This is a genomic window from Anaeromyxobacter sp. Fw109-5 (genome assembly GCF_000017505.1).
Classification (GTDB): domain Bacteria; phylum Myxococcota; class Myxococcia; order Myxococcales; family Anaeromyxobacteraceae; genus Anaeromyxobacter.
Genome location: NC_009675.1, coordinates 2,500,677 through 2,521,101, shown reverse-complemented (window position 1 = coordinate 2,521,101; position 20,425 = coordinate 2,500,677). Strand labels below are relative to the sequence as shown.

General features: G+C 73.5%; 19 protein-coding genes. 12 read left to right on the top strand and 7 right to left on the bottom strand.

Annotation, left to right across the window (positions count from 1 at the left end; genetic code table 11):
* The first annotated feature begins 92 nt into the window (after nucleotides 1-92).
* The 6 genes from rpoC (at nucleotide 93) to ANAE109_RS11290 (ending at nucleotide 8,404) form a co-directional block, all read left to right on the top strand.
* Nucleotides 93-4,280: a DNA-directed RNA polymerase subunit beta' gene (rpoC, locus tag ANAE109_RS11315; protein WP_012097004.1), complete on the top strand. Its 4,188-nt coding sequence runs from the start codon at nucleotides 93-95 to the stop codon at nucleotides 4,278-4,280.
* A gap of 427 nt (nucleotides 4,281-4,707) precedes the next feature.
* Nucleotides 4,708-5,433 (top strand): RNA polymerase sigma factor RpoD/SigA, encoded by a 726-nt coding sequence (locus ANAE109_RS11310; protein WP_012097003.1) that lies wholly within the window; start codon nucleotides 4,708-4,710, stop codon nucleotides 5,431-5,433.
* Nucleotides 5,434-5,545: 112 nt separating this feature from the next.
* On the top strand, nucleotides 5,546-5,962 hold the full coding sequence (nikR, locus tag ANAE109_RS11305) for a nickel-responsive transcriptional regulator NikR (RefSeq protein ID WP_041449102.1): 417 nt from the start codon (nucleotides 5,546-5,548) through the stop codon (nucleotides 5,960-5,962).
* 48 nt (nucleotides 5,963-6,010) lie between these two features.
* A complete protein-coding gene (locus tag ANAE109_RS11300; protein WP_012097001.1) occupies nucleotides 6,011-6,616 on the top strand; it encodes a FliH/SctL family protein in 606 nt (201 codons plus the stop codon).
* Between the two features lie 34 nt (nucleotides 6,617-6,650).
* Nucleotides 6,651-7,955, top strand: a complete 1,305-nt coding sequence (locus tag ANAE109_RS11295) for a FliI/YscN family ATPase (RefSeq protein ID WP_012097000.1) — start codon at nucleotides 6,651-6,653, stop codon at nucleotides 7,953-7,955.
* Complete coding sequence (locus ANAE109_RS11290) at nucleotides 7,952-8,404, top strand: hypothetical protein (protein ID WP_041448285.1); 453 nt, start codon at nucleotides 7,952-7,954, stop codon at nucleotides 8,402-8,404. Before ANAE109_RS11295 ends, ANAE109_RS11290 begins: the two co-directional genes overlap by 4 nt.
* Here ANAE109_RS11290 and ANAE109_RS11285 read toward each other — a convergent pair.
* Genes ANAE109_RS11285 through ANAE109_RS11275 form a run of 3 tightly spaced genes read right to left on the bottom strand, consistent with a single transcriptional unit; the run spans nucleotide 8,401 to nucleotide 10,099 of the window.
* Nucleotides 8,401-8,778 (bottom strand): response regulator, encoded by a 378-nt coding sequence (locus ANAE109_RS11285; protein ID WP_012096999.1) that lies wholly within the window; start codon nucleotides 8,776-8,778, stop codon nucleotides 8,401-8,403. The genes ANAE109_RS11290 and ANAE109_RS11285 overlap by 4 nt on opposite strands.
* Nucleotides 8,779-8,780: 2 nt before the next feature.
* Nucleotides 8,781-9,263 carry a hypothetical protein gene (locus ANAE109_RS11280; RefSeq protein ID WP_012096998.1) on the bottom strand — a complete coding sequence of 161 codons (483 nt, stop codon included), beginning with the start codon at nucleotides 9,261-9,263 and terminating at the stop codon, nucleotides 8,781-8,783.
* 50 nt (nucleotides 9,264-9,313) lie between these two features.
* Entirely contained in the window at nucleotides 9,314-10,099 is a 786-nt protein-coding gene (locus tag ANAE109_RS11275; RefSeq protein ID WP_012096997.1) for a lysophospholipid acyltransferase family protein, read from the bottom strand.
* A gap of 90 nt (nucleotides 10,100-10,189) precedes the next feature.
* Here ANAE109_RS11275 and ANAE109_RS11270 point away from each other — a divergent pair, with 90 nt between their 5' ends.
* Nucleotides 10,190-11,119, top strand: a complete 930-nt coding sequence (locus tag ANAE109_RS11270) for a pseudouridine-5'-phosphate glycosidase (protein WP_012096996.1) — start codon at nucleotides 10,190-10,192, stop codon at nucleotides 11,117-11,119.
* Nucleotides 11,120-11,130: 11 nt separating this feature from the next.
* Nucleotides 11,131-12,021, top strand: coding sequence for a ribonuclease D (locus tag ANAE109_RS11265; RefSeq protein WP_012096995.1), 891 nt, complete (start codon nucleotides 11,131-11,133; stop codon nucleotides 12,019-12,021).
* Nucleotides 12,022-12,102: 81 nt separating this feature from the next.
* On the opposite strand, the gene ANAE109_RS11260 is transcribed toward ANAE109_RS11265, so the two are convergent.
* A complete protein-coding gene (locus ANAE109_RS11260; protein ID WP_012096994.1) occupies nucleotides 12,103-14,280 on the bottom strand; it encodes a lytic transglycosylase domain-containing protein in 2,178 nt (725 codons plus the stop codon).
* Between the two features lie 277 nt (nucleotides 14,281-14,557).
* Here ANAE109_RS11260 and ANAE109_RS11255 point away from each other — a divergent pair, with 277 nt between their 5' ends.
* Entirely contained in the window at nucleotides 14,558-14,782 is a 225-nt protein-coding gene (locus tag ANAE109_RS11255) for a hypothetical protein (protein ID WP_012096993.1), read from the top strand.
* Between the two features lie 223 nt (nucleotides 14,783-15,005).
* Here the strand turns inward: ANAE109_RS11255 and ANAE109_RS11250 are convergent, their stop codons facing one another.
* Nucleotides 15,006-16,607 carry a CAP domain-containing protein gene (locus ANAE109_RS11250; protein ID WP_012096992.1) on the bottom strand — a complete coding sequence of 534 codons (1,602 nt, stop codon included), beginning with the start codon at nucleotides 16,605-16,607 and terminating at the stop codon, nucleotides 15,006-15,008.
* On the bottom strand, nucleotides 16,608-16,904 hold the full coding sequence (locus tag ANAE109_RS11245) for a DciA family protein (RefSeq protein ID WP_041448284.1): 297 nt from the start codon (nucleotides 16,902-16,904) through the stop codon (nucleotides 16,608-16,610).
* Between the two features lie 214 nt (nucleotides 16,905-17,118).
* Here ANAE109_RS11245 and ANAE109_RS11240 point away from each other — a divergent pair, with 214 nt between their 5' ends.
* From ANAE109_RS11240 to ANAE109_RS11230, 3 genes are all read left to right on the top strand, one after another.
* Nucleotides 17,119-18,408 carry an ATP-binding protein gene (locus ANAE109_RS11240; protein WP_012096990.1) on the top strand — a complete coding sequence of 430 codons (1,290 nt, stop codon included), beginning with the start codon at nucleotides 17,119-17,121 and terminating at the stop codon, nucleotides 18,406-18,408.
* Nucleotides 18,405-18,953 carry a response regulator transcription factor gene (locus tag ANAE109_RS11235; RefSeq protein WP_012096989.1) on the top strand — a complete coding sequence of 183 codons (549 nt, stop codon included), beginning with the start codon at nucleotides 18,405-18,407 and terminating at the stop codon, nucleotides 18,951-18,953. Before ANAE109_RS11240 ends, ANAE109_RS11235 begins: the two co-directional genes overlap by 4 nt.
* A 140-nt stretch (nucleotides 18,954-19,093) precedes the next feature.
* On the top strand, nucleotides 19,094-19,489 hold the full coding sequence (locus tag ANAE109_RS11230; RefSeq protein ID WP_012096988.1) for a co-chaperone YbbN: 396 nt from the start codon (nucleotides 19,094-19,096) through the stop codon (nucleotides 19,487-19,489).
* Between the two features lie 131 nt (nucleotides 19,490-19,620).
* Here the strand turns inward: ANAE109_RS11230 and ANAE109_RS25770 are convergent, their stop codons facing one another.
* Nucleotides 19,621-20,070, bottom strand: coding sequence for a hypothetical protein (locus ANAE109_RS25770; RefSeq protein ID WP_234945287.1), 450 nt, complete (start codon nucleotides 20,068-20,070; stop codon nucleotides 19,621-19,623).
* Nucleotides 20,071-20,425 lie beyond the last annotated feature (355 nt).

Genomic DNA, 20,425 nt, shown 5'->3' with positions numbered 1-20,425 from the left:
AGGCTTCGGGTGGGGGCGCCCGGCCTGAAGTCCGCAGCCCGCAGCCCGTGGCCCTGACGTCTACGAAACGAGCCTTTCTGTAAGGAGCCGACGTGAAGGACATCTTCAATTTCTTCGAGAAGCCGAAGGATCCGCTGTCGTTCTCCGCGATCCGCATCTCGCTCGCGAGCCCGGACAAGATCCGCCAGTGGTCCCACGGCGAGGTGAAGAAGCCGGAGACCATCAACTACCGGACCTTCAAGCCGGAGCGCGACGGCCTCTTCTGCGCGAAGATCTTCGGCCCCGTGAAGGACTACGAGTGCAACTGCGGCAAGTACAAGCGCATGAAGCACCGCGGGGTCGTCTGCGAGAAGTGCGGCGTCGAGGTGATCCAGTCGAAGGTCCGCCGCGAGCGGCTCGGCCACATCACCCTCGCCACGCCGGTCGCGCACATCTGGTTCCTGAAGTCCCTCCCCAGCCGCATCGGGAACCTGCTCGACATCACCCTGAAGGACCTCGAGAAGGTCCTCTACTGTGAGTCGTACATCGTCATCGATCCGAAGGAGACCACGCTCCAGCGGGGCGAGCTCCTCTCGGAGGACCGCTACCACAAGTCGATGGAGGAGTTCGGCGAGGAGGCCTTCCTCGCCGGCATGGGCGGCGAGGCGGTCCTCGAGCTCCTCAAGGTCGTCGGGCCGGCGGACAAGGGCCACGGCGAGGGCGTGCACGGGCTCGCGGACGAGCTGCGCGCGCAGATGAAGGAGGCCACGAGCGACGCGAAGCGGAAGAAGATCGCCAAGCGGCTCAAGGTCGTCGAGGCGTTCGTCCAGTCCGGCAACAAGCCCGACTGGATGATGCTGGAGGTCATCCCGGTCATCCCGCCGGACCTCCGCCCCCTCGTCCCGCTCGACGGCGGCCGGTTCGCCACCTCCGACCTGAACGACCTCTACCGGCGCGTCATCAACCGCAACAACCGCCTGAAGCGGCTCCAGGAGCTGAACGCCCCGGACATCATCATCCGCAACGAGAAGCGGATGCTGCAGGAGGCCGTGGACGCGCTGTTCGACAACGGCCGGCGCGGCAAGACCATCACCGGCCCGAACAAGCGGCCCCTCAAGTCGCTGAGCGACATGCTCAAGGGCAAGCAGGGGCGCTTCCGCCAGAACCTGCTCGGCAAGCGCGTCGACTACTCCGGCCGCTCCGTGATCGTGGTCGGCCCGGAGCTCAAGCTCCACCAGTGCGGCCTGCCGAAGATCATGGCCCTCGAGCTGTTCAAGCCGTTCATCTACAACAAGCTCGAGGAGAAGGGGTACGTCACCACCATCAAGAGCGCGAAGAAGATGGTGGAGAAGGAGCGCCCCGAGGTCTGGGACATCCTCGACGAGGTGATCCGCGAGCACCCGGTGCTGCTGAACCGCGCCCCGACGCTCCACCGCCTGGGCATCCAGGCCTTCGAGCCGGTGCTCATCGAGGGCAAGGCGATCCAGCTGCACCCGCTCGTCTGCACCGCCTTCAACGCCGACTTCGACGGCGACCAGATGGCCGTGCACGTGCCGCTCTCCATCGAGGCGCAGATGGAGGCCCGCGTGCTCATGATGAGCACGAACAACATCCTGTCGCCCGCGCACGGCAAGCCGATCATCGTGCCGAGCCAGGACATCGTGCTCGGCATCTACTACATGACCCGCGAGCGGGCGTTCGCGCGCGGGGAGGGCAAGGTCTTCGCCAGCGAGGAGGAGGTCCGCGCCGCCTACGACCAGGGCGAGGTGGATCTCCAGGCCAAGATCTGGGTGCGCCTCGACGGCAAGCGCGTCGAGACCACGGTCGGCCGCGTGCTGCTCTACGACATCGTGCCGAAGCGGCTGCCGTTCGAGTCCATCAACAAGGTGATGGACAAGAAGCAGCTGCAGAACCTCATCGACCTGACGTACCGGCTCTGCGGCGAGAAGGAGACGGTGCTCCTCGCGGACCGCGTCCGCTCGATGGGCTACGGCAACGCTACGCGCGCGGGCATCTCCATCGCCCTCGAGAACATGATCATCCCGAGGAAGAAGCAGGAGCTCCTCGAGCGCGCGATGGGCGAGGTCGACGACATCCAGACCCAGTACACCGAGGGTCTCATCACCATCGGCGAGCGGTACAACAAGGTCATCGACATCTGGGCGCAGGTCACCGAGGAGGTGGCCCAGGAGATGATGTCGCAGATCGGCCAGGAGACGGCGATCGGGACGGGCAAGGACGGGAAGCGCGAGGAGCGCAAGCAGCCCTCGTTCAACCCGATCTACATCATGGCCGACTCCGGCGCCCGAGGCTCGGCGCAGCAGATCCGGCAGCTCGCCGGCATGCGCGGCCTGATGGCCAAGCCCTCGGGCGAGATCATCGAGACGCCCATCACCGCGAACTTCCGCGAGGGCCTCAACGTCCTGCAGTACTTCATCTCGACGCACGGCGCCCGCAAGGGCCTGGCCGACACGGCGCTCAAGACCGCGAACTCAGGCTACCTGACCCGCCGCCTCGTCGACGTGGCCCAGGACGCGATCATCACCGAGTACGACTGCGGCGCGATGGACGGCATCACCCTCGGCGCGCTGGTCGAGGGCGGCGAGATCATCGAGCCGATGGGCGAGCGCATCCTCGGCCGCGTCGCGCTCGACGACATCCACGACCCGTTCGCCTCGAGCGTCCTCGTGAAGGCGAACGAGGAGATCGACGAGAGCAAGGTCAAGCTCATCGAGAACGCCGGCATCGACAAGGTGAAGATCCGGTCGGTGCTCACCTGCCAGGCGCGGCGCGGCATCTGCGTCGAGTGCTACGGGCGCGATCTCGCCCGCGGGCGCAAGGTGAACATCGGCGAGGCGGTCGGCGTGATCGCCGCTCAGTCGATCGGCGAGCCGGGCACGCAGCTCACGATGCGGACCTTCCACATCGGCGGCGCGGCCTCCCGGCGGGCGGAGCAGTCGACGATCGAGAACCGGAACCCCGGCCTCGTGAAGTTCCACAACGTGGCCGTGGCGAAGAAGAAGGACGGCACGCTCATCGTCATGAACCGCAACGGCGAGATCATCGTCACCGACGACCAGGGCCGCGAGCGGGAGCGCTACGGCGTGGTCTACGGGGCGAAGCTCCTCGTCCGCGACGGGCAGAAGATCGAGACGAGCACGCTGCTCGCCGAGTGGGATCCCTACTCGATGCCGATCATCACGGAGGTCGCCGGCCACGTGAAGTACGGCGACCTCGTCGACGGCGTCACGATCAGCGAGCAGGTGGACGAGATCACCGGCCTCGCCCGGAAGGCGGTCATCGCCTCCAAGGATCCGGACGCGCGCCCGCGCATCTCGATCAAGGACGACCAGGGGAAGACGCGGAAGCTCGCCAACTCCGAGGCGGACGCCCGCTACATGCTCCCCGAGGGCGCCAACCTCGTGGTGAACGACGGCGACGAGGTGGACGCCGGCGACGTCATCGCGAAGATGCCCCGCGAGACCACCAAGACGAAGGACATCACCGGCGGTCTCCCGCGCGTCGCCGAGCTCTTCGAGGCCCGCAAGCCCAAGGAGCACGCGGTCATCTCCGAGATCGACGGCGTGGTCGCCTTCGGCAAGGACACGAAGGGCAAGCGCAAGGTGGTCATCACGCCCGAGGTGGACGGCAAGCTCCGCCCCGATCTCGCGAAGGAGTACCTGATCGGCAAGGGCAAGCACATCTCGGTGCACACGGGCGACCGGGTGCGGGCGGGCGAGGCGCTCATGGACGGCGCCGCCAACCCGCACGACATCCTCCGCGTGCTCGGCGAGAAGGAGCTGGCCCGCTGGCTGGTGGACGAGGTGCAGGAGGTCTACCGGCTCCAGGGCGTGAAGATCAACGACAAGCACATCGAGACGATCGTCCGGCAGATGCTGCGCCGCGTGCGGATCGTCGACGTGGGCGACACCAACTTCCTCGCGGACGAGCAGGTGGAGAAGTTCGTGTTCGAGGAGGAGAACGACAAGGTGATCACGGCGGGTGGCCGCCCGGCCCAGGGCGAGCCGCTGCTGCTCGGCATCACCAAGGCGTCGCTCTCCACCGAGTCGTTCATCTCGGCGTCGTCCTTCCAGGAGACGACGAAGGTGCTGACCGAGGCCGCCATCAGCGGCAAGGTCGATCACCTCCGCGGCCTCAAGGAGAACGTCATCATGGGCCGGCTCATCCCGGCCGGCACCGGCCTGCCGCACTACAAGCACCTCGACATCGAGGTCGAGACCCCGGTCGACGCGGTGGAGGAGGCGGAGGAGGCCCTCGCCGTCGCGAGCGGGGAGGAGTAGCTCCGGCCGTCAGGCGACCGCTACGGTGCCCAGCATGAGGGCCCGGTCCCAGGTGGGGCCGGGCCCTTATCTTTTCGAGGTGCGACCACCCACCGTTTCGGACTGGTAAGCAGCCACTTGCGATACGAGGCCGCACCCTTGGTGTTTCCCGAATGGGGCCATTACCGGACTTGATGTGGAGCAATTTCCGGGACTTGTCCGGGGATCAGGGGAGCAGGCGTGCGGGCGCGAAATGCCAACTCCCGTATCGTGTTCATATTCTGCGTCGCTCGGTACTTGCGTGGTGTGCGGCTTCCCTCATCCACCGAAGACTTCCAGGGTCTTCGGGCATCTGTGGGATACTTGACCTGTTGAGTCTATCTTAATAAAGTCACGTTACGTAACCTACCCGGGGCGCTCTGACGCAGGCGAGAGGGGCAATCGGTACATGAGGATGGCGACCACTCAGAAGAGCAGCAGGGAGTTCGAGGAACTCGCTCCTTACCTCAAGGCGGTCCGCGACTTTCCGCCGCTGAGCCGCGACGAGGAGCACGCGCTCGCGCTCCGCGCGCGGAAGGGCGATGTCCGCGCGAAGCAGAAGCTCGTCCGCCACAACCTCGCGTTCGTGGTGGCGATCGCGCGCAAGCAGCGCCGAGGCACGGTCCGCCTGGACGACCTGATCCAGGAGGGGAACGTCGGCCTCATGCGCGCCGTCGAGAAGTTCGATCCGCACGCCGGGACGCGGTTCTCCACCTACGCCGTGTGGTGGATCCGCGCCTACATCGGGAAGTACCTCAAGGAGGCGCGCTCCACCGTCCGGCCGCAGAGCGGGACCGTGGCGCAGCCGGACCTGTCGCTCGACAGCGCGATCGACGAGGAGGGTGACGCCACCCACCTCGAGCGCATCGAGGACGACGGCCCGGGCCCCGAGGACACCTACCTCCAGGCCGAGGGGGACAGCGACGTCCGCGACGCGCTCGGGAAGGTCCGCAAGCGCATCGGGGAGCTGGGCTGGGACATCGTCCACAACCGCCTCGAGCAGGATCAGCCGCGCACGCTCGAGGAGATCGGCAAGCGCTGGGGGGTGTCGCGAGAGCGCGTCCGCCAGGTCGAGCTCAAGACCAAGCAGTTCCTCCACCGCTACCTCCAGCCGGCCGAGCGCGACGCCGCCTGATCCAGTCGCCGCGCCGTGACGCCCGAGCCCGCCCCGGTCCCCCCGGCGGCGGGCTCGCCGCTTTCCGGGCGGCGCTTGCGACGGTCGAGCGTCGCTGGTAACGATGCGCGCCATGCTGGAACGCATCGGCATCTCCCTCGAGCGCAGCCTGCTCGAGCAGTTCGACGAGCTCATCGAGCGCAAGGGCTACGTCAACCGTTCGGAGGCCGTGCGGGACCTCATCCGCGACCAGCTCGTGCAACGCCAGTGGTCGGAGTCGGAGGGCGGCGAGCAGGTCGCGGTCGTGGCCATCGTCTACGACCACGAGTCCTCGAGCCTCGCGCAGAAGCTCACCCACATCCAGCACGAGAACCACCAGGCGGTGGTCTCCGCGCTGCACGTCCACATGGACGCGCACAACTGCCTCGAGGTGCTCGTGCTGCGCGGGCGCGCCGGCGAGATCCTCCAGATGGCGGACAGCCTGGTGGCCACGCGCGGGGTGAAGTACGGCAAGGTCGTCCCTGCGACGACCGGTGAGGCCCTGCGGTAGCGAGCCCGCTCCCCGCACGCCGCGCTACAATCGCGGCGGGAGGGGCGCTTGGCGAAGATCCTCAAGGGTGGGCCACCGTCCGGCGGCGCTCGCATCGAGGCCCAGGCGTTCGACGCGCGCGCGCGGGCCGAGGCCCTGATCGCCGCCGCCGAGGAGCAGGCGCGCCGCATCCGCGACGCGGCGGAGGCGGACCGCGTTCGGCTCCGGGCAGAGGCGGAGGAGGAGGGGCGCCGCGAGGGGCTCGCGCGGGCCGCCGCGGCGCTCGCAGCGGCCGCCGCAGCGCGCGACCGCCGCCTGGCGCTGGCCGAGCGCGAGGTGGCCGCGGTCGCCGTCGACGTGGCTCGGACGATCATCGGTCGCGAGCTCGCCCAGGATCCCGCCGCCGTCGCGGATCTCGCCGCGCGCGCTCTCTCCGCGGCGCGGGACCGGCGGGAGGTCGTGCTGCGCGTGAACCCGGCCGACGCGGAGGCGATCCGCGAGGCGGCCGGGCGCCTCGCGGCGGTCCTCTCCAGGGCGCCGGGCCTCGCGGTGCGCGAGGACCCTGGCCTCGCCCGCGGCGACGCGATCGTGGAGACCGAGGCCGGCCGCGTGGACGCGCGCGTCGAGACCCAGCTCGCGGCCCTCGCGAGGGCGCTCGACGGGGAGGGAGCGTGAGCGCCCCGGGGATCGCGCCGGGGGGCCCGGCAGCTTGAGCGCGCCCCACCGCCACCGCGACGCGCTCGACCGGGCCGCCCCGCTGCGCCTGCGCGGCCGCGTGACGCGCCTCGTGGGCCTCGTGATCGAGGCCGAGGCCGCCGGCGTCCGGCAGGGCGAGGCGGTGGAGATCCTCACGCCCGGCCGGGAGCCCCTCCTCGCCGAGGTGGTCGGGTTCCGCGACGAGCGGGCGGTGCTGCTCCCCCTCGGAGATCCCGCGGGCCTCGGCGCCGACAGCGAGATCGTCTCGACGGGGCGTCCGCTCTCGATCCGCGCCGGCGACGGCCTCCTCGGGCGCGTGCTCGACGGGCTCGGGCGCCCCCTGGACGGCCTGCCGCTGCCAGCGTCCCTCGAGGAATGGGCCGTGGACCGGCCGGCGCCCGGCCCGCTCGCGCGCCGCCGCATCACGGCGCCGCTCGCGCTCGGGGTGCGCGCGATCGACGGGCTCCTCACCGTCGGTGAGGGGCAGCGGATCGGCATCTTCGCGGGCGCAGGGGTGGGCAAGTCGACCCTGCTCGGCCAGATCGCGCGGCACACGCGGGCCGAGCTGTCGGTCATCTGCCTCGTGGGAGAGCGCGGGCGGGAGGTGCGCGAGTTCGTCGAGGAGGCGCTCGGACCCGAGGGGCTCGCGCGGAGTGTGGTGGTCGCCGCGACGAGCGACGCGCCGGCCCTCGAGCGGCTGAAGGCGGCGCACGTGGCGACGGGGATCGCGGAGTGGTTCGCGGAGCGCGACCGCCGGGTCCTGTTCATGCTCGACTCGCTGACGCGCTACGCGCGCGCGCAGCGCGAGGTCGGCCTCGCGGCCGGCGAGCCCCCCGCGCGGCACGGCTATCCGCCCAGCGTCTTCGCGGCGCTGCCACGCCTCCTCGAGCGCACGGGCAACCGCGCGCGCGGCGGGATCACGGCCCTCTACACCGTCCTCGTCGCGGGCGGCGATCTCGACGAGCCCATCGCGGACGAGGTGCGGGGCATCCTCGACGGTCACGTCGTGCTCGACCCGCGCGTCGCGGCCGCGGGCCGCTACCCCGCCATCGACGTCCTGCGCAGCCTCTCGCGCGTCATGCCCGCGGTGACGACGGACTCGCACCGCGCCGCCGCGGACCGGCTTCGCGCGCTCCTCGCGGCCCACGAGCGCCACCGCGACCTCATCGCCGTCGGCGCTTACGCGCGCGGCTCGGATCCCGACGCCGACGAGGCCCTGGCGCGCCTCCCCGCCATCGAGGCGTTCCTCCGCCAGCGCGCGGACGAGGCCGAGGCTCCGGAGCGCACGCGCGCCCGCCTCGAGGAGCTGGTGCGGTGACGGACCGCTACCCGCTCGCGGCGGTGCTCGCGCTGCGCGAGCGCGACGAGGTGGCGGCGCGGGCGGCCCTGGCGGACGCGCTCGCGGCGGAGGAGCGGGCCCGGCGGAGCCGCGATCGCCTGCGGGTCGCGCTCGAGCGCGCGGCCGCGGCGCCCCGGGCCCCCTGCGACGCCCGAGATCTCGAGCCCTCCGCCGGCGCGCTGGCGGCCGCGGCAGGCTGGACGGCACGCCTCCGCCGCGACGAGCGCACGGCGGAGGAGGCGCTCGCGGCGGCGGCCGGCGCCGTGGCCGCGGCGCGGAGGTCGCTCGCCGCCGCCTCCGCGGCGCGGCAGGCCATCGCGCGGCACCGGGAGACCTGGGAGAAGGGGCGCCTCGGCGCGCGGGAGCGCGCGGAGGACGCGGCGCTCGACGACCTCGCCGCCGCGCGGGCGCGGGACGGAGCGGGCTAGATCGCGCGGGACTCACGCGCGGCGAGCGCGCGGCGGAGGGTGCCGACGAGCTCCGCGTTCTCGAAGGGCTTGCGCACGAAGGCGTCGGCCCCGGCCGCGGCCGCCCGGCGCGCCAGGTCGGCGGCGGGGCGCGCCGACACGATCAGGATCGGCCCGGAGAATCCGGCGGCGCGCATCCGGCCGCAGAGCTCGAGGCCGTCCACGCCGGGCATGGCCACGTCGAGGAGGACCGCCGCGGCCTCCCCCAGGGCCGAGAGCGCCTCCTCGGCCGAGGCGGCGGCGCGCGACTCCATCCCCTCCGTGGCGAGCAGGATTCCGAGGAACTCGCAGATGTCGGGGTCGTCGTCGACGAGGAGCACGCGCGGGCTGGCCACGATCACTCCGCGGCGCCGAGGGGGAGGGCGGCGCGACCCTCCACGCACTCGATCGTCATGGCCCGCGGGCGCAGGTCCGGCGGCGGGGCGGCGCCGTCCTGGCCACGGAACTGGGTGAGGGAGAGGACGAGCTTGTCGCCGGAGCGGACGGTCCTGCGCTCCGAGCGCCAGCCGCCGTCCAGGGTGAACGCGACCTCGGTCCAGTGCCGGTCCGAGCCGTTCTTGACGAGGAGCTGCGTCCCCATGATCGACCCGCGGAGCAGCTGGGCCTCGGCGTCGAGGTCGTTGGAGGCGGTGGAGCCCGGGCACGACGCCCAGAGGGCGCCGAGCGAGAGGAGGGCCCACGCACCGACGACCGCGGCGCGGAGCCGGACGTAGCGCGTCGAGCGCCGGTACCCGTCGGTGAGCTCCTGGGCCAGGTCGCGCGCCAGGTCCTTCACGCGGTGCGCCGCGGCGAGCGGCTCGGGGCGGACCGGCTCCTTCATCCAGGGGAGGGTACCGCCCGCTCGCCGGGGACGACAAGGCGCAAGGCTGCCTACACCGGCGCGCCCGCGCGCGCGCTCGTCCCCTCGCGGCCGGCCGCCGCGACGGCGTCGTCCGGGTCGCCGCCCGCGCCTCCGATGGCGCGATGCTGCTCGATCACGCGCCGGCGCACCTCGCGAAGGAGGTCGCTCTTGTCGGGGAAGGCGCGCGGGTCGACGGGGTCGCCGAGGGCGATGCGGATCTCCCCGGGGTAGACCGCGATGATCCGCTTCGGGGTGATCCGTCCCGCGCCGGAGATGGCGACCGGCACGACGGGGACGCCGGCCTCCATCGCGACGACGAACGGTCCCTTCTTGAACGGGTGGACGCGGAGATCGACCGAGCGCGTCCCCTCCGGGAACACGATGAGGGAGGTCCCGCCGCGCACCGCCGCCCCCGCGCGACGCAGCGACTCGATGGCGCGGGAGTGGTTCCCGCGGTCCACCGCGATGTGGCCGCCCATCCGGAGGTACCAGCCGAACACGGGGATCCGGAACAGCTCGATCTTGGCGACGAAGCGGATGATGCGCGGGAGGGACGCCACGAGCGCGAGGATGTCGAGCGCGCTCTCGTGGTTGCACGCGAAGATGAGCGGGCCGTCCGGCAGCTGGGGCACGCGGAGCACGCGCACCCTGGCGCCCGCGAGCTTGAGGATCGATCGGGACCAGGTGAACTTCGCGAACCACATCGCGAGGTCGCCTCGGCCCAGGATCGTGTCGGGGAGGCTGACGAGGAAGAAGAACACCATCGAGACGGCGGTGTAGGCCAGCACCACCCAGCCTCGGAGTCTCGCCAGCATTCGATCCCTCGCGCGAGTGTCGCCCGCCCGCACGCCTCCTGCACGGCTTATAGCACGCGCCGGCCGCGTTTCCCGAGCTATGCTCGCCGCATGGACACGCCGCTCCGGATCTCCGAGGAGGTGCGCGAGGCGCTCGCCGCGGGCAGGCCGGTGGTCGCCCTCGAGTCGAGCGTCGTCGCGCAGGGGCTCCCTCCGCCGCATGGGCTGGAGGCCGCCCGCCGGTGCCTGGCGGCGGTGCGGGCGGGCGGCGCCGTCCCCGCGGCGGTGGCGATCCTCGAGGGGACCGTCGTCGTCGGCGCCTCCGAGGCCCAGCTCGCCCGGCTGGCCGACCCCGCGCGCGCCCCGGCGAAGGCCGCGCTCCGGGACGTCGCCGCGGTCGTGGCGGAGGGACGCGACGCCGGGACGACCGTGTCCGCCACCGCGGCCGTCGCGACGCACGCGGGCATCCGGGTGTTCGCGACGGGCGGCCTCGGCGGCGTACACCGGATCCCCGAGGGCGAGCCGGCGGTGGGCGCGGCGGACGTCTCGGCGGATCTCGCCGAGCTGGCGCGCTGCCCCGTCTGCGTCGTGTGCGCCGGGCCCAAGGCGATCCTGGACGTGGCCGCGACCGCGGAGGCCCTCGAGACGCTGGGGATCCCGGTGCTCGGCTGGCGCACCTCCGAGCTGCCCGCCTTCTACTCCGACGGCAGCGGCGTGGGGCTCGAGCACCGCGTCGAGGACGCCGCGCAGGTCGCCCGCGTGCTCGCGCTCCACTTCGGCGCGCTCGCGCGCAGGGAAGGCGTCGTGCTCGCCGTCCCGCCGCCCGAGCCGGTGCCGCGCGAGGTCGTCGACGCGGCCATCGCGACGGCGCTCGTCGAGGCGCGCAACCGCGGCGTGCGCGGCAAGGCGGTGACGCCCTTCCTGCTGGAGGCGGTCGCCCGCGCGACGCACGGCCGGGCGCGGGCGGCGAACGTGGCGCTGCTGGAGCGAAATGCAGGGGTCGCCGCCGAGGTGGCAGCGGCGCTCGCCCGCGTCGGCTAGAATCCCGCAGGATGACGCCTCCTCGACAAGGCGCCACCCCGCTCCTCGTCGCCGACTCCTCGTCGCTCTCGCGGCTGGTGGAGGAGGTCCGCGCGGAGCCGGTGGTGGCGCTCGACACGGAATCGAACAGCTTCCACGTCTACCGCGAGCGGATCTGCCTGCTGCAGGTGTCGACCCGCGCGGCCGACTACATCGTCGATCCGCTCGCGGTGGATCCCTCGCCGCTCGGCGAGGTGCTCTGCGACGGGCGGGAGACGGTGCTCCACGGCGCCGACTACGACGTGCGCTGCCTCAGGCGCGAGTACGGGTGGCACCTCCCGCGCCTGTTCGACACCATGGCGGCGGCCCGCCGGCTGGGGCGGCAGGGGCTCGGGCTCTCGGCGCTCGTCGAGGCCCACTTCGGCGTGCGCCTCTCGAAGACGTTCCAGCGCTCGGACTGGGGCCAGCGGCCGCTGACCGCCGCGCAGCTCGCCTACGCGGCGCTCGACACGCACTACCTCCTCGCGCTGCGCGACATGCTCGCGGGCGAGCTCGACACGCTCGGCGCCAGCGAGCAGGCGCGCCGCGAGTTCGAGCGGATCGCGGCGGTCGTCGCCCGCGAGCGGGTGTTCGACCCCGAGGGCTTCCGGCGGCTGCGCGGCGCCCGCGAGCTCGACCCGGCCGGCCTGGCCGTCCTGCGCGCGATCTACGTCGCGCGCGAGGAGCGGGCGAGCGGCCTGGATCGTCCGCCGTTCAAGGTCCTCGGCGAGGACGCGATGATCGCCATCGCCCGCCGGCTCCCGCGCGACGCGGACGAGCTCGGACGCATCCCGGGCGTCACCCCCTCGGTGATGCGGCGGCTCGGTGACGAGATCCTCGCCGCGGTGCGTGCGGCGGCGCCGCCGGTCTCCGAGGGCACCTGAGCGGGCTGTCCAGAACGCCGGTCCCGTCGCCGCGGCGAAGGTCCCCGGCATTCTGGACAACCCTGTGAGCGGCGCCCCGGGTCAGAACGCGACGCCGCCGCGCGGGGCCGACACCACGCGGGCGGGATCGATGGGCGCGGGCGCGTCTCCCCTCAACGCCCGATAAACGTCCCAGTCCGTGAGCACGATCCTCACGTAGCTGCGCGTCTCCCGGTACGGGATCGACTCGACCCAGGCGTCGAGGGGCATGCCGGCGCGCGACCGGGCCCACTCCGCGGCCGCCGCCGGGCCCGCGTTGTACGCGGCGACCGCGAGGGCCGGCTCGCCGAACCGCGCGAGGAGCAGCCCGAGGTAGTGCGAGCCGAGGGTGATGTTCACCTCCGGCTCGCCCAGCCGCGCCCCGAGGCCCGGCGGAAGCCCGAGCACCGCCGCGACGCGCTCGGCCGTCGCCGGCCGAAGCTGCAGCAGCCCCTCGGCGCCGGCGCCGCTCCGGATCCGGGGGCGGAACCCGGACTCCCGCCGCATGACGGCGAGCAGCAGGGAGGGATCGAGGCCCACGGCGGTCGCGCGCGCCGGGACGAGCTCGGGGTAGGGCTCGGGGTGCGCCCACCGCAGCGTGCGGCGGGTGGGCAGGAGGTGATCCCGGGCCACGCGGAACGGGACCTCCGCGTCGCCCGCGAACGCGGCGAGCTGCGCGACGACCGGCGCCGCCGGACGGATGCGCCAGGAGCGGGCCAGGTCGGAGAGCTCCTCCAGCGCCTCGGTGCGTAGCCCGAGCCCGAGGAGCTCGACCGCGACCGCGAGGCGCGCCGCCGCGTCGGGGTCGCGCACCTCGGGCAAGGGGCGCGCGTCCGCCGGCGGCACCCGCGCGAGCTCCTCTCCGAGCGCCCTGAGCCGCGCGCGCGCCAGCAGCGCGTACCAGCCGTCGCCGCCGGCGTCGATCGCCGCGCGGTACAGGCGCCGCTGCTCGCGCGGCGCGCGGGCGAGGCGCGCGCGCCAGTACGCGGCGGCATCCGCGTACGACGTGCGCTCGAGCTTCGCGAGCGCGCGCGCGGCGGCGGCTCCGCGCCCGAGACGGTACAGCGACCACGCCGCGAACCAGCGCGCGTCGTCCGCGCGGCGCGAGCGGCGGTTCGCCTTCGCGAACGCGTCCAGCGCCGTCGCGGCGCGCGCGTACCGCCCGGCATCGTAGTGGAGCCAGGCGGCGAGGTAGGCGGCCTCGTCGCCGAGGTCGCGCTGCCGCCACCCCGGGAGGCCCGGGACGGGCGCCCGGAGCGCCGCCAGCTCGCCGTAGAGGCGGCTCGCCTCGTCCACGCGCGCCGCCCTCGCCGCCACGCGCGCGAGCACGAGCAGCGCGCCGCGACGGTCGCTCTCGTCCGTCGCCCCGGTGAGCGGCGCGGCGAGCCGCCGGGCCTCCTCGAAGCGACCGAGCGCGACGAGCGCTCCCGCGCGCAGCACTGCGGCGCGCTCGGGGGCAGGGGGAGGATCCGCGTGCTCGGCCGCGTCCAGCGCGAGGAGCGCCTCGTCGGGCCACCCCGTGGCGAGGAGGCGGTCCGCGCGCGCGAGCTGCTCGGCCGCGGTCGCAGGGGGGACGGGACCTGCGGCGGCGCGCCACGTCTCGAGAGCGCCGCCCGCGGCGCGCCCCTGCGGCAGCTCCGGCCGCTCGAGCCACAGCGACCGATACACCTCGGCCGCGCGGACGTCCTCGCCGAGCTCGCGCAGGCCGCGCGCGAGCGCCAGCCGCGCGGCGGGCGCGGCGCCGTCGGCCGGCTGGTCGCGCAGGAGCGCCTCGAGGAGCGGCACGGCTTCCGGGGCGAGGCCGGCCGCCAGCAGCGCCTCCGGCTCGCGCCAGCGCGCGCGCCGCGCGACCGCGAGATCGCCGGAAACCGCCACGTCTCCGAAGAGCTTGGCCGCCCGCGGCGCGTCCCCGGAGGAGAGCAGCGCCTCGGCGCGCGCCAGGGCGAGGTGGGCGCGGGCGGATTGCGTCGCCCCCGCGAGGGCGGTCTCGAGGGTCTCGGCGGCCTCCGCGTTCGCGCCACGGCCGGCCAGGGCGAGCCCCAGCGCCGCCGAAGCACGCCCCGCCGCGGCACCGCGCGGGCGTGCGCCGAGCGCCCGTCGTGCCGCGATCTCCGCCGCCGCGGCGTCGCCGTCCGCCTGCGCCTGCGCGGCCTCCGCGATGCCCGAGAGCCAGGCGCACAGCGGCTCACGTACCGCGGCCTGGGTCGGCGCGACCCCCAGTAAAGCAAGCAAGGCGATCACCCCACGGGTGTAAGCCCAAGCGCGTCCGCAGCTTTCGTCGCGACGCCTCTCGCGGCCTTCACGATCGGTACGGCAGGGCTTGACTCGCTCCATGGAGCGGCGCCATATAGCGCGCGCGCCCGGCCCCTGTCGATCGGGGGGCTGCGCGCGCTCCGGCGCCGCCTTGGGCGCCGGGCCGCACGCCGATTCTCGAGGGGGGACGGCGGCGACGGCGGATGGGCAGGACGCGCTGTCGCGCTGCCTGGAGGGATGGCCCGGCCATCCGGAGGAGTCCATCGTGCTCGACAAGCCGTGCCCCAGCGAGCTCACCGCTCCGATCAACCCCGACCGTGGGGTCGAGGGTCACCGCAACCTCTTCTGCACCTTCTACGACGCGTGCCTCGACGAGGCCGTCAAGAAGGGCTGGAACAGCTGGACCTGCACGCGCTGCGCCCTCCACGCCCTCCAGCCCGAGGTCGAGGGCGGCCTCGAGAGCTACGCCACTCAGCGCCGCCTCGTCTAGCCCCGCCCGACGCACATCGCGGCCTCCCTGCGAGGCCCCCGGCGCGCGGCCTCCAGCGAGCCCGGATCGCCCGTCTCCCGACCGGCGTCGTCATGGCCCGCCCGCTCGCGTCGATCGGGCGCGCTCGCGGTTCGTAGGCAGGCTCACCGACCGGCCGTCCCCGATCCGCGCCCGGAGCCTGGCGAAGGGCGAGGGGATGGCTCGACCCGCGTGATCGCCGCCATCAGTCCGTGTAGACCACCGCGATCCAGAGCCGCCGCGCTCCGTAGCGACGGCTGTCGCCGGTCGCCACACCCACGCCGGCCCGGCGGAAGCGCGGGTCGGGCAGGTTGCGCGAGCGGACCGCCTCGGCCGGCGCGCTCGCGACGAACACGTCGACGGCGGCGATGCCGCGCCCGGCGAGCGCGCGAGTGCCGAGGTCGCCCGAGTCGGGAGCGTCCGCCGTCCGCATCGCCTCTGCGGCCTCGCGGGCGAGGGCGTCGAGCGCAGGATCCGCGAGCAGCGGCGCGCGCCCGAGCCGCGCCCGCTCGCGCCAGAGCGCCTCGCGCACGCGCGCGTCCGGCGTCAGCGCGCTCTGCCGGCCGTCGTCCGGCGGCTCGACCAGGATCTCGGTGAGGTACACGGCGGGTGCGCCGGAGGGGAGGGCGCCGCGGGCGATCCCGACGCCGACCTGGGCGGCCTGCGCGATCACGTTCGCGAGGTGGGCCGGGCTCTCCTCGATCTTCGCGTGCGCCGCCAGCCCCGTCGGCCCCTGCGCGACGTTCTCGAAGGCGGCGCGATAGGGGATCCCCGCGCGCCGCAGCCGCTCGCCGATCTCTCCGGAGCCGGGCAGCACGTGCGCCACCGTCGCCGCGTCGCGCATCGCCGCGCTGTGGCGGCGCGCGAGCGCGACCAGGTCCGAGGTCGCCTGTACCGGCGGCAGCCCGCGCCGCGCCCGCGTCGCGTTGATGGCCTGGATGATCCGCCCCTCGGCGGCGGCGGGGTCGGCCGGGTCATCCGCCCCGACCCCCGCGCCCCGCGACGCCTCGAGCCGCGCTCCCCCCGCGGCGACGGTGAGGAGCGCGGCCACCTCGGGCCCCCGCGCTCCGTCTCCGATCACCTCCACCGTGTGAGCGCCTCGCTCCGGGAAGGCGATCCGCGCGCGGAAGCGCGCTCCGCTCGCGGCGTTGTCCACCTCCCGCACGTCCCCCGCCGGTCCCCCCACGAACACGCGGGCGGAGCGCAGCCCTCGCCCCAGGGTGCCGGAGAGCACGGCCGCGCCGCCCGCCGGGACCTCGCGCGGAAAGGGGTCGAGCGCGGCCTTGCGCTGGACCGCGAGGACGACGGCGTGGAGCAACCCCGCGCGCTCCACCGCGCCGGCGCCGACGTGCGAGGCGGAGGAGCCTGGCAGGAGCCGCGCGAGCGCCTCGGCTGCGTCCTCCGGGCGCGCGCGGACCGAGTAGACCGCAGGTGAAGGGTCGTAGCAGAGCGCGCGGGCGAGCACCTCGCGCGAGGCCAGCCCCGCGCTCGCCGCGAGCTCTCCCGCCGCGGCCCGACCCGCGAGCTCGCGCGCCGCGACCGACAGCGCGCTCGACGCGCGCGCGCCCCCGAGGGCGGCGGAGGCCACCTCGAGCAGCTGGCGCTCGATCGGGGCGAGGTGCGTCTCCGGCTCCGGCCCGTAGCTGCCCTGGACGGGCAGGTCGGCGCGCTCCGTCGCGTCTGGTGCCGTCGGGGGAGGGGGATCGCCCGCGGTCGGGCGGGCGGCGCAGCCGCCGAGGAGCGCCGCGAGGAGCGCCGGCGGCAGGGCCGAGCGAAGCGTCGCCCGCGGGAACGGGGCGCCGGCCAATCAACCCTCCTGCGTGAGGCGCACCTCGAGGCCCTTGGCCACGGTCCGTCCGAGCCGAGCGTTCACGCGCTCGCACAGCAGGCTCTCAGCGGCCCTGAGCTGCGCCGCCCATTCTTCCGAGCGAACCAGCACGAGGAGGCGGCCGTCCCGCAGCGCGCCCCGCATCGAGACCTCGCGCGCGAGCCGAGGGCCGCAGGCCTCGGCGAACGCGGCGACGAGCGCCGCCGGCTCCGCGCTACGCCGGTGCGCGAAGGTCTCGGCGAGCACGGCAGCGACGGTGCGGCGGCGGCCTCTCACGGGTGCCGCAAGGTACGAGCAGGGCGTGAGATGCGTCAAGCGACCGCGCCGGACGCGAGGGCTGCGGCAACGGGTCGCGCCGGCGCCGCACGCGTTCGGGTGTGGTAGTTTCGCCAGGAGGTTTCGGCCCATGCGCGCCCCGCGGGCTCAGATGGCGACAGTGGAACCCGCCGCGACGACCCCCGTCCCACATCAGGCGACGTCACGCGCCGAGATGCGCGTCGAGCGCGCACGCGTGAACCTCTCGTGGATCGTCCAGCTTCACTGGTGGGCGATCCTCGGCCAGGTGGTCATCGTCGTGGGCGCGTCGTCCTGGACGAGCATCGGCGTCCCGCTCGTGCCGCTCCTGGCGATCGTCGTGCTGGAGGTGGCCGGGAACGTGGCCCTGCGCGCCTGGTCTCGGCGCGCGAGCCCGAACGCGACGAACGCGGGCGTCGCGGCGGTGATGTTCGTCGACACCGCGGTGCTCACCGTCCTGCTCGATCTGACCGGCGGCGCGTCGAACCCGTTCTCGACCCTGTACCTCGTGAACATCGCCCTGGGCGCCGTGCTCCTGCCGCCGCGCTGGTCGTGGGCGCTCACCGTCGCGACCCTCAGCGGGTTCGCCTCCCTGTACGTCCACGAGGGCGCGACCTCCCGGGCGCACCACATCCGCACGCAGATGGACGCCCTGCAGATGATGGACTCGCACCTGCGCGGGATGTGGATCGCGTTCGCGATCGCGTCGGTGTTCATCGTCTTCTTCGTGCAGCGCGTCTCTCGCGCGCTCGCCGCCCGCGAGCGCGAGCTGCAGCAGGCAAGGACGCGCGCAGAGCGGCGAGAGAAGCTGGCCTCCCTCGCCACCCTCGCCGCCGGGGCGGCGCACGAGCTGTCGACCCCGCTCTCCACCATCGCGGTCGTGGCGAAGGAGCTGCAGCGCTCGCTCCCGGCCGACGTCCCCGCCGAGGTCCGCGGCGACCTCCAGCTCGTCCGCGAGCAGGTGGGCCGCTGCCGCGACATCCTGGATCGGATGTCGGCGAACGCCGGTGAGCACGCCGGCGAGCCGCTCGCGCCGATGACGGTGAAGGCCTGGGTGGACACTGCGCTCGACGGGCTCCCGACGCGGGAGCGCGTCGAGGTCGCGCCCGAGGGCGGCGCGCTCGAGGCGATCCTGGTCGGGCCGCCGCGGGCGCTCGGCGACGCGCTCCGCGGCCTGCTGAAGAACGCGATCCAGGCGTCGCCGCCGGGGGAGCGCGTGACGCTCGAGCTGACGTCGACCGACGGGGACATTCGCGCGCGGGTGGTGGACCGCGGGCGCGGCATGAGCGCCGAGGTGCTGCGCCGTGTCGGAGAGCCGTTCTTCACCACCAAGAGCCCTGGCGAAGGGATGGGCCTCGGCCTCTTCCTCACCCGAGCGCTCGTCGAGCAGCTGGGCGGCCAGTTCCACATCACCTCGCATCCCGGGGCCGGGACCGAGGCCTGCATCGAACTGCCGGCGGACGCCGGCGAGAGGAGTGCCCAATGAACGTCGAAGGGACGCAGGAAACCCTCCCGAGCATCCTGCTCGTGGACGACGACGAGGTCCTGCGCGAGCGTCTCGCGACCGCGATCCGAGCCCGCGGCTACGAGGTCCGGACCGCGGGCAGCGCGGAGGAGGCGCTGCGCGAGGCCGCGAAGGAATCGCCGGAGATGGCGGTCCTCGACCTGCGCATGCCCGGCGGCGGGGGGCTCGACCTGCTGAAGGAGCTCCGCCGGCACGATCCCGCGACCCGCGTCCTCATGCTGACCGGCTACGGCAGCATCTCGACCGCTGTCGAGGCCGTGCGCGAGGGGGCCGTCGGATACCTCCCGAAGCCCGCCGACGCGGACGAGATCCTGGCGGCGCTGAACGGCACCAACACGGCGAAGCAGTCGGGCGTCGAGACCCCGTCGCTCGCGCGCGCGGAGTGGGAGCACATCCAGCGGGTCCTCACCGACTGCGGCGGCAACATCTCGGAGGCGGCGCGGCGGCTCGGGATCCACCGCCGATCCCTGCAGCGGAAGCTGCACAAGTACCCGCCGTCGCGCTGACGCCGGCCCGCTGTCTGCCCAGCCGGGGCGTGCCTGCGAGGCGGGCACGCCCCGCGAATCCTTTCCCGGCGTGCCGGGTCCAATCCCTCATCAGGCGCCGAAGGGCCGATGGACGGCGGGGGGCGCCGAGAGGATCGAGCATGGGCAACGCGACGGTCGAGATCACCGGCAAGAACTTCAAGGAGACGGTCGAGAAGGACGGAATCGTCCTCATCGACTGGTGGGCCCCCTGGTGTGGACCGTGCCGGGTCTTCGGGCCCACGTACGAGAAGGTCGCGGCGAAGCACCCGGACCTCACCTTCGGCAAGGTGAACACGGAGGTCGAGCAGGAGCTCGCGGGGGCGTTCGACATCCGCTCCATCCCGACGCTGATGATCCTGCGCGACAAGGTGCTGCTGTTCTCGCAGGCCGGCGCGCTGCCCGAGGCGGCCCTGGAAGATCTCATCCGTCAGGTCCGGGCCCTGGACATGGAGAAGGTGCGAGCGGAGATCGCCGCGCAGGAGCAGGAGGGCGGCACGAAGCGCGCCTCGGTCTGAGCGCTCGTCCGCGATCTCCCTCGTCGAACGCTCACGACCCGGACGGCCAGAAGGTCGTCCGAGCCTGCGAAGAAAATAGGGCGGGTGACCTCTCGGTCACCCGCCCTTCGTTCTCGACTGCCGACGCCTCGCTAGTAACCCTTGCTCGGAGGCGGGGTCGCGCCGCTCGAGCCGCTGTCATGCGTGGTCCCGGTATCGGACGGCGGCGTCGTGGTGGTGCCCGTGGAGCCGGTGCCGGTGTCGGACGGCGGCGTCGTGGTGGTGCCCGTGGAGCCGGTCCCGGTGTCGGACGGCGGCGTCGTGGTGCCGGTGGAGCCCGTCCCCATGCCCGACGTGCCGGTGCTGCCCGCGGTCATCACCTCGATCTGGCTCACCTGCAGCGTGTCACCCGAGCCGGAGAAGCTCGCGCGGACCTGCTCGCCCTCCTTGATGTCGCTGAGGGTGCCGGCCTGGCCGTCCTTCATCACGGTGGTGCTCTCGCTCACCTTGAGCGTCTTGTCGCTGTTCGCGAGGGTGAGCTCCTTCGTCTCGCGGTCGAACTTCTGGACCGTGCCGGTGAGCTCGTTCTTGCTGCTCTCCATCCCCGTGCTCGACCCGGTGGCCGAGCCCGAGCCCATCGTCGAGGAGCCGGCCGAGCCGGTGCCCTGCGACGTCGTGGAGCCGGAGCCCTTCATCTGATCTTCGGTCGACTGGCTGCCGGTCGTCGAGCCGGACTGAGCCTGCGCGGGGATGCCCGCGACGAGAAGACCCGCGACTCCGAGACCCGCGACCCATCCGAAATGCTTCATTCCAATACCCTCCCTTGCTCCGAATGACGGAGCCCGGCCGAACTGCCGTGGCTCGCTGATGTGCGAATAGGGTGAGCATCCCAACGCCGCGTGTCAGACCCGATTGCTACGGCTTGCGACCTGAACGCTTGAGCAGCTATCTTGCGAC

What these genes read in the sequence shown, in the direction of transcription:
- ANAE109_RS11310 (WP_012097003.1), top strand. Translation starts at nt 4,708, where the DNA reads ATGAGGATGGCGACCACTCAGAAGAGCAGCAGGGAGTTCGAGGAACTC.
- nikR (WP_041449102.1), top strand. Translation starts at nt 5,546, where the DNA reads ATGCTGGAACGCATCGGCATCTCCCTCGAGCGCAGCCTGCTCGAGCAG.
- ANAE109_RS11280 (WP_012096998.1), bottom strand. Translation starts at nt 9,263, where the DNA reads ATGAAGGAGCCGGTCCGCCCCGAGCCGCTCGCCGCGGCGCACCGCGTG.
- ANAE109_RS11275 (WP_012096997.1), bottom strand. Translation starts at nt 10,099, where the DNA reads ATGCTGGCGAGACTCCGAGGCTGGGTGGTGCTGGCCTACACCGCCGTC.
- ANAE109_RS11270 (WP_012096996.1), top strand. Translation starts at nt 10,190, where the DNA reads ATGGACACGCCGCTCCGGATCTCCGAGGAGGTGCGCGAGGCGCTCGCC.
- ANAE109_RS11265 (WP_012096995.1), top strand. Translation starts at nt 11,131, where the DNA reads ATGACGCCTCCTCGACAAGGCGCCACCCCGCTCCTCGTCGCCGACTCC.
- ANAE109_RS11240 (WP_012096990.1), top strand. Translation starts at nt 17,119, where the DNA reads ATGCGCGTCGAGCGCGCACGCGTGAACCTCTCGTGGATCGTCCAGCTT.
- ANAE109_RS11235 (WP_012096989.1), top strand. Translation starts at nt 18,405, where the DNA reads ATGAACGTCGAAGGGACGCAGGAAACCCTCCCGAGCATCCTGCTCGTG.
- ANAE109_RS11230 (WP_012096988.1), top strand. Translation starts at nt 19,094, where the DNA reads ATGGGCAACGCGACGGTCGAGATCACCGGCAAGAACTTCAAGGAGACG.
- ANAE109_RS25770 (WP_234945287.1), bottom strand. Translation starts at nt 20,070, where the DNA reads ATGGAGAGCAGCAAGAACGAGCTCACCGGCACGGTCCAGAAGTTCGAC.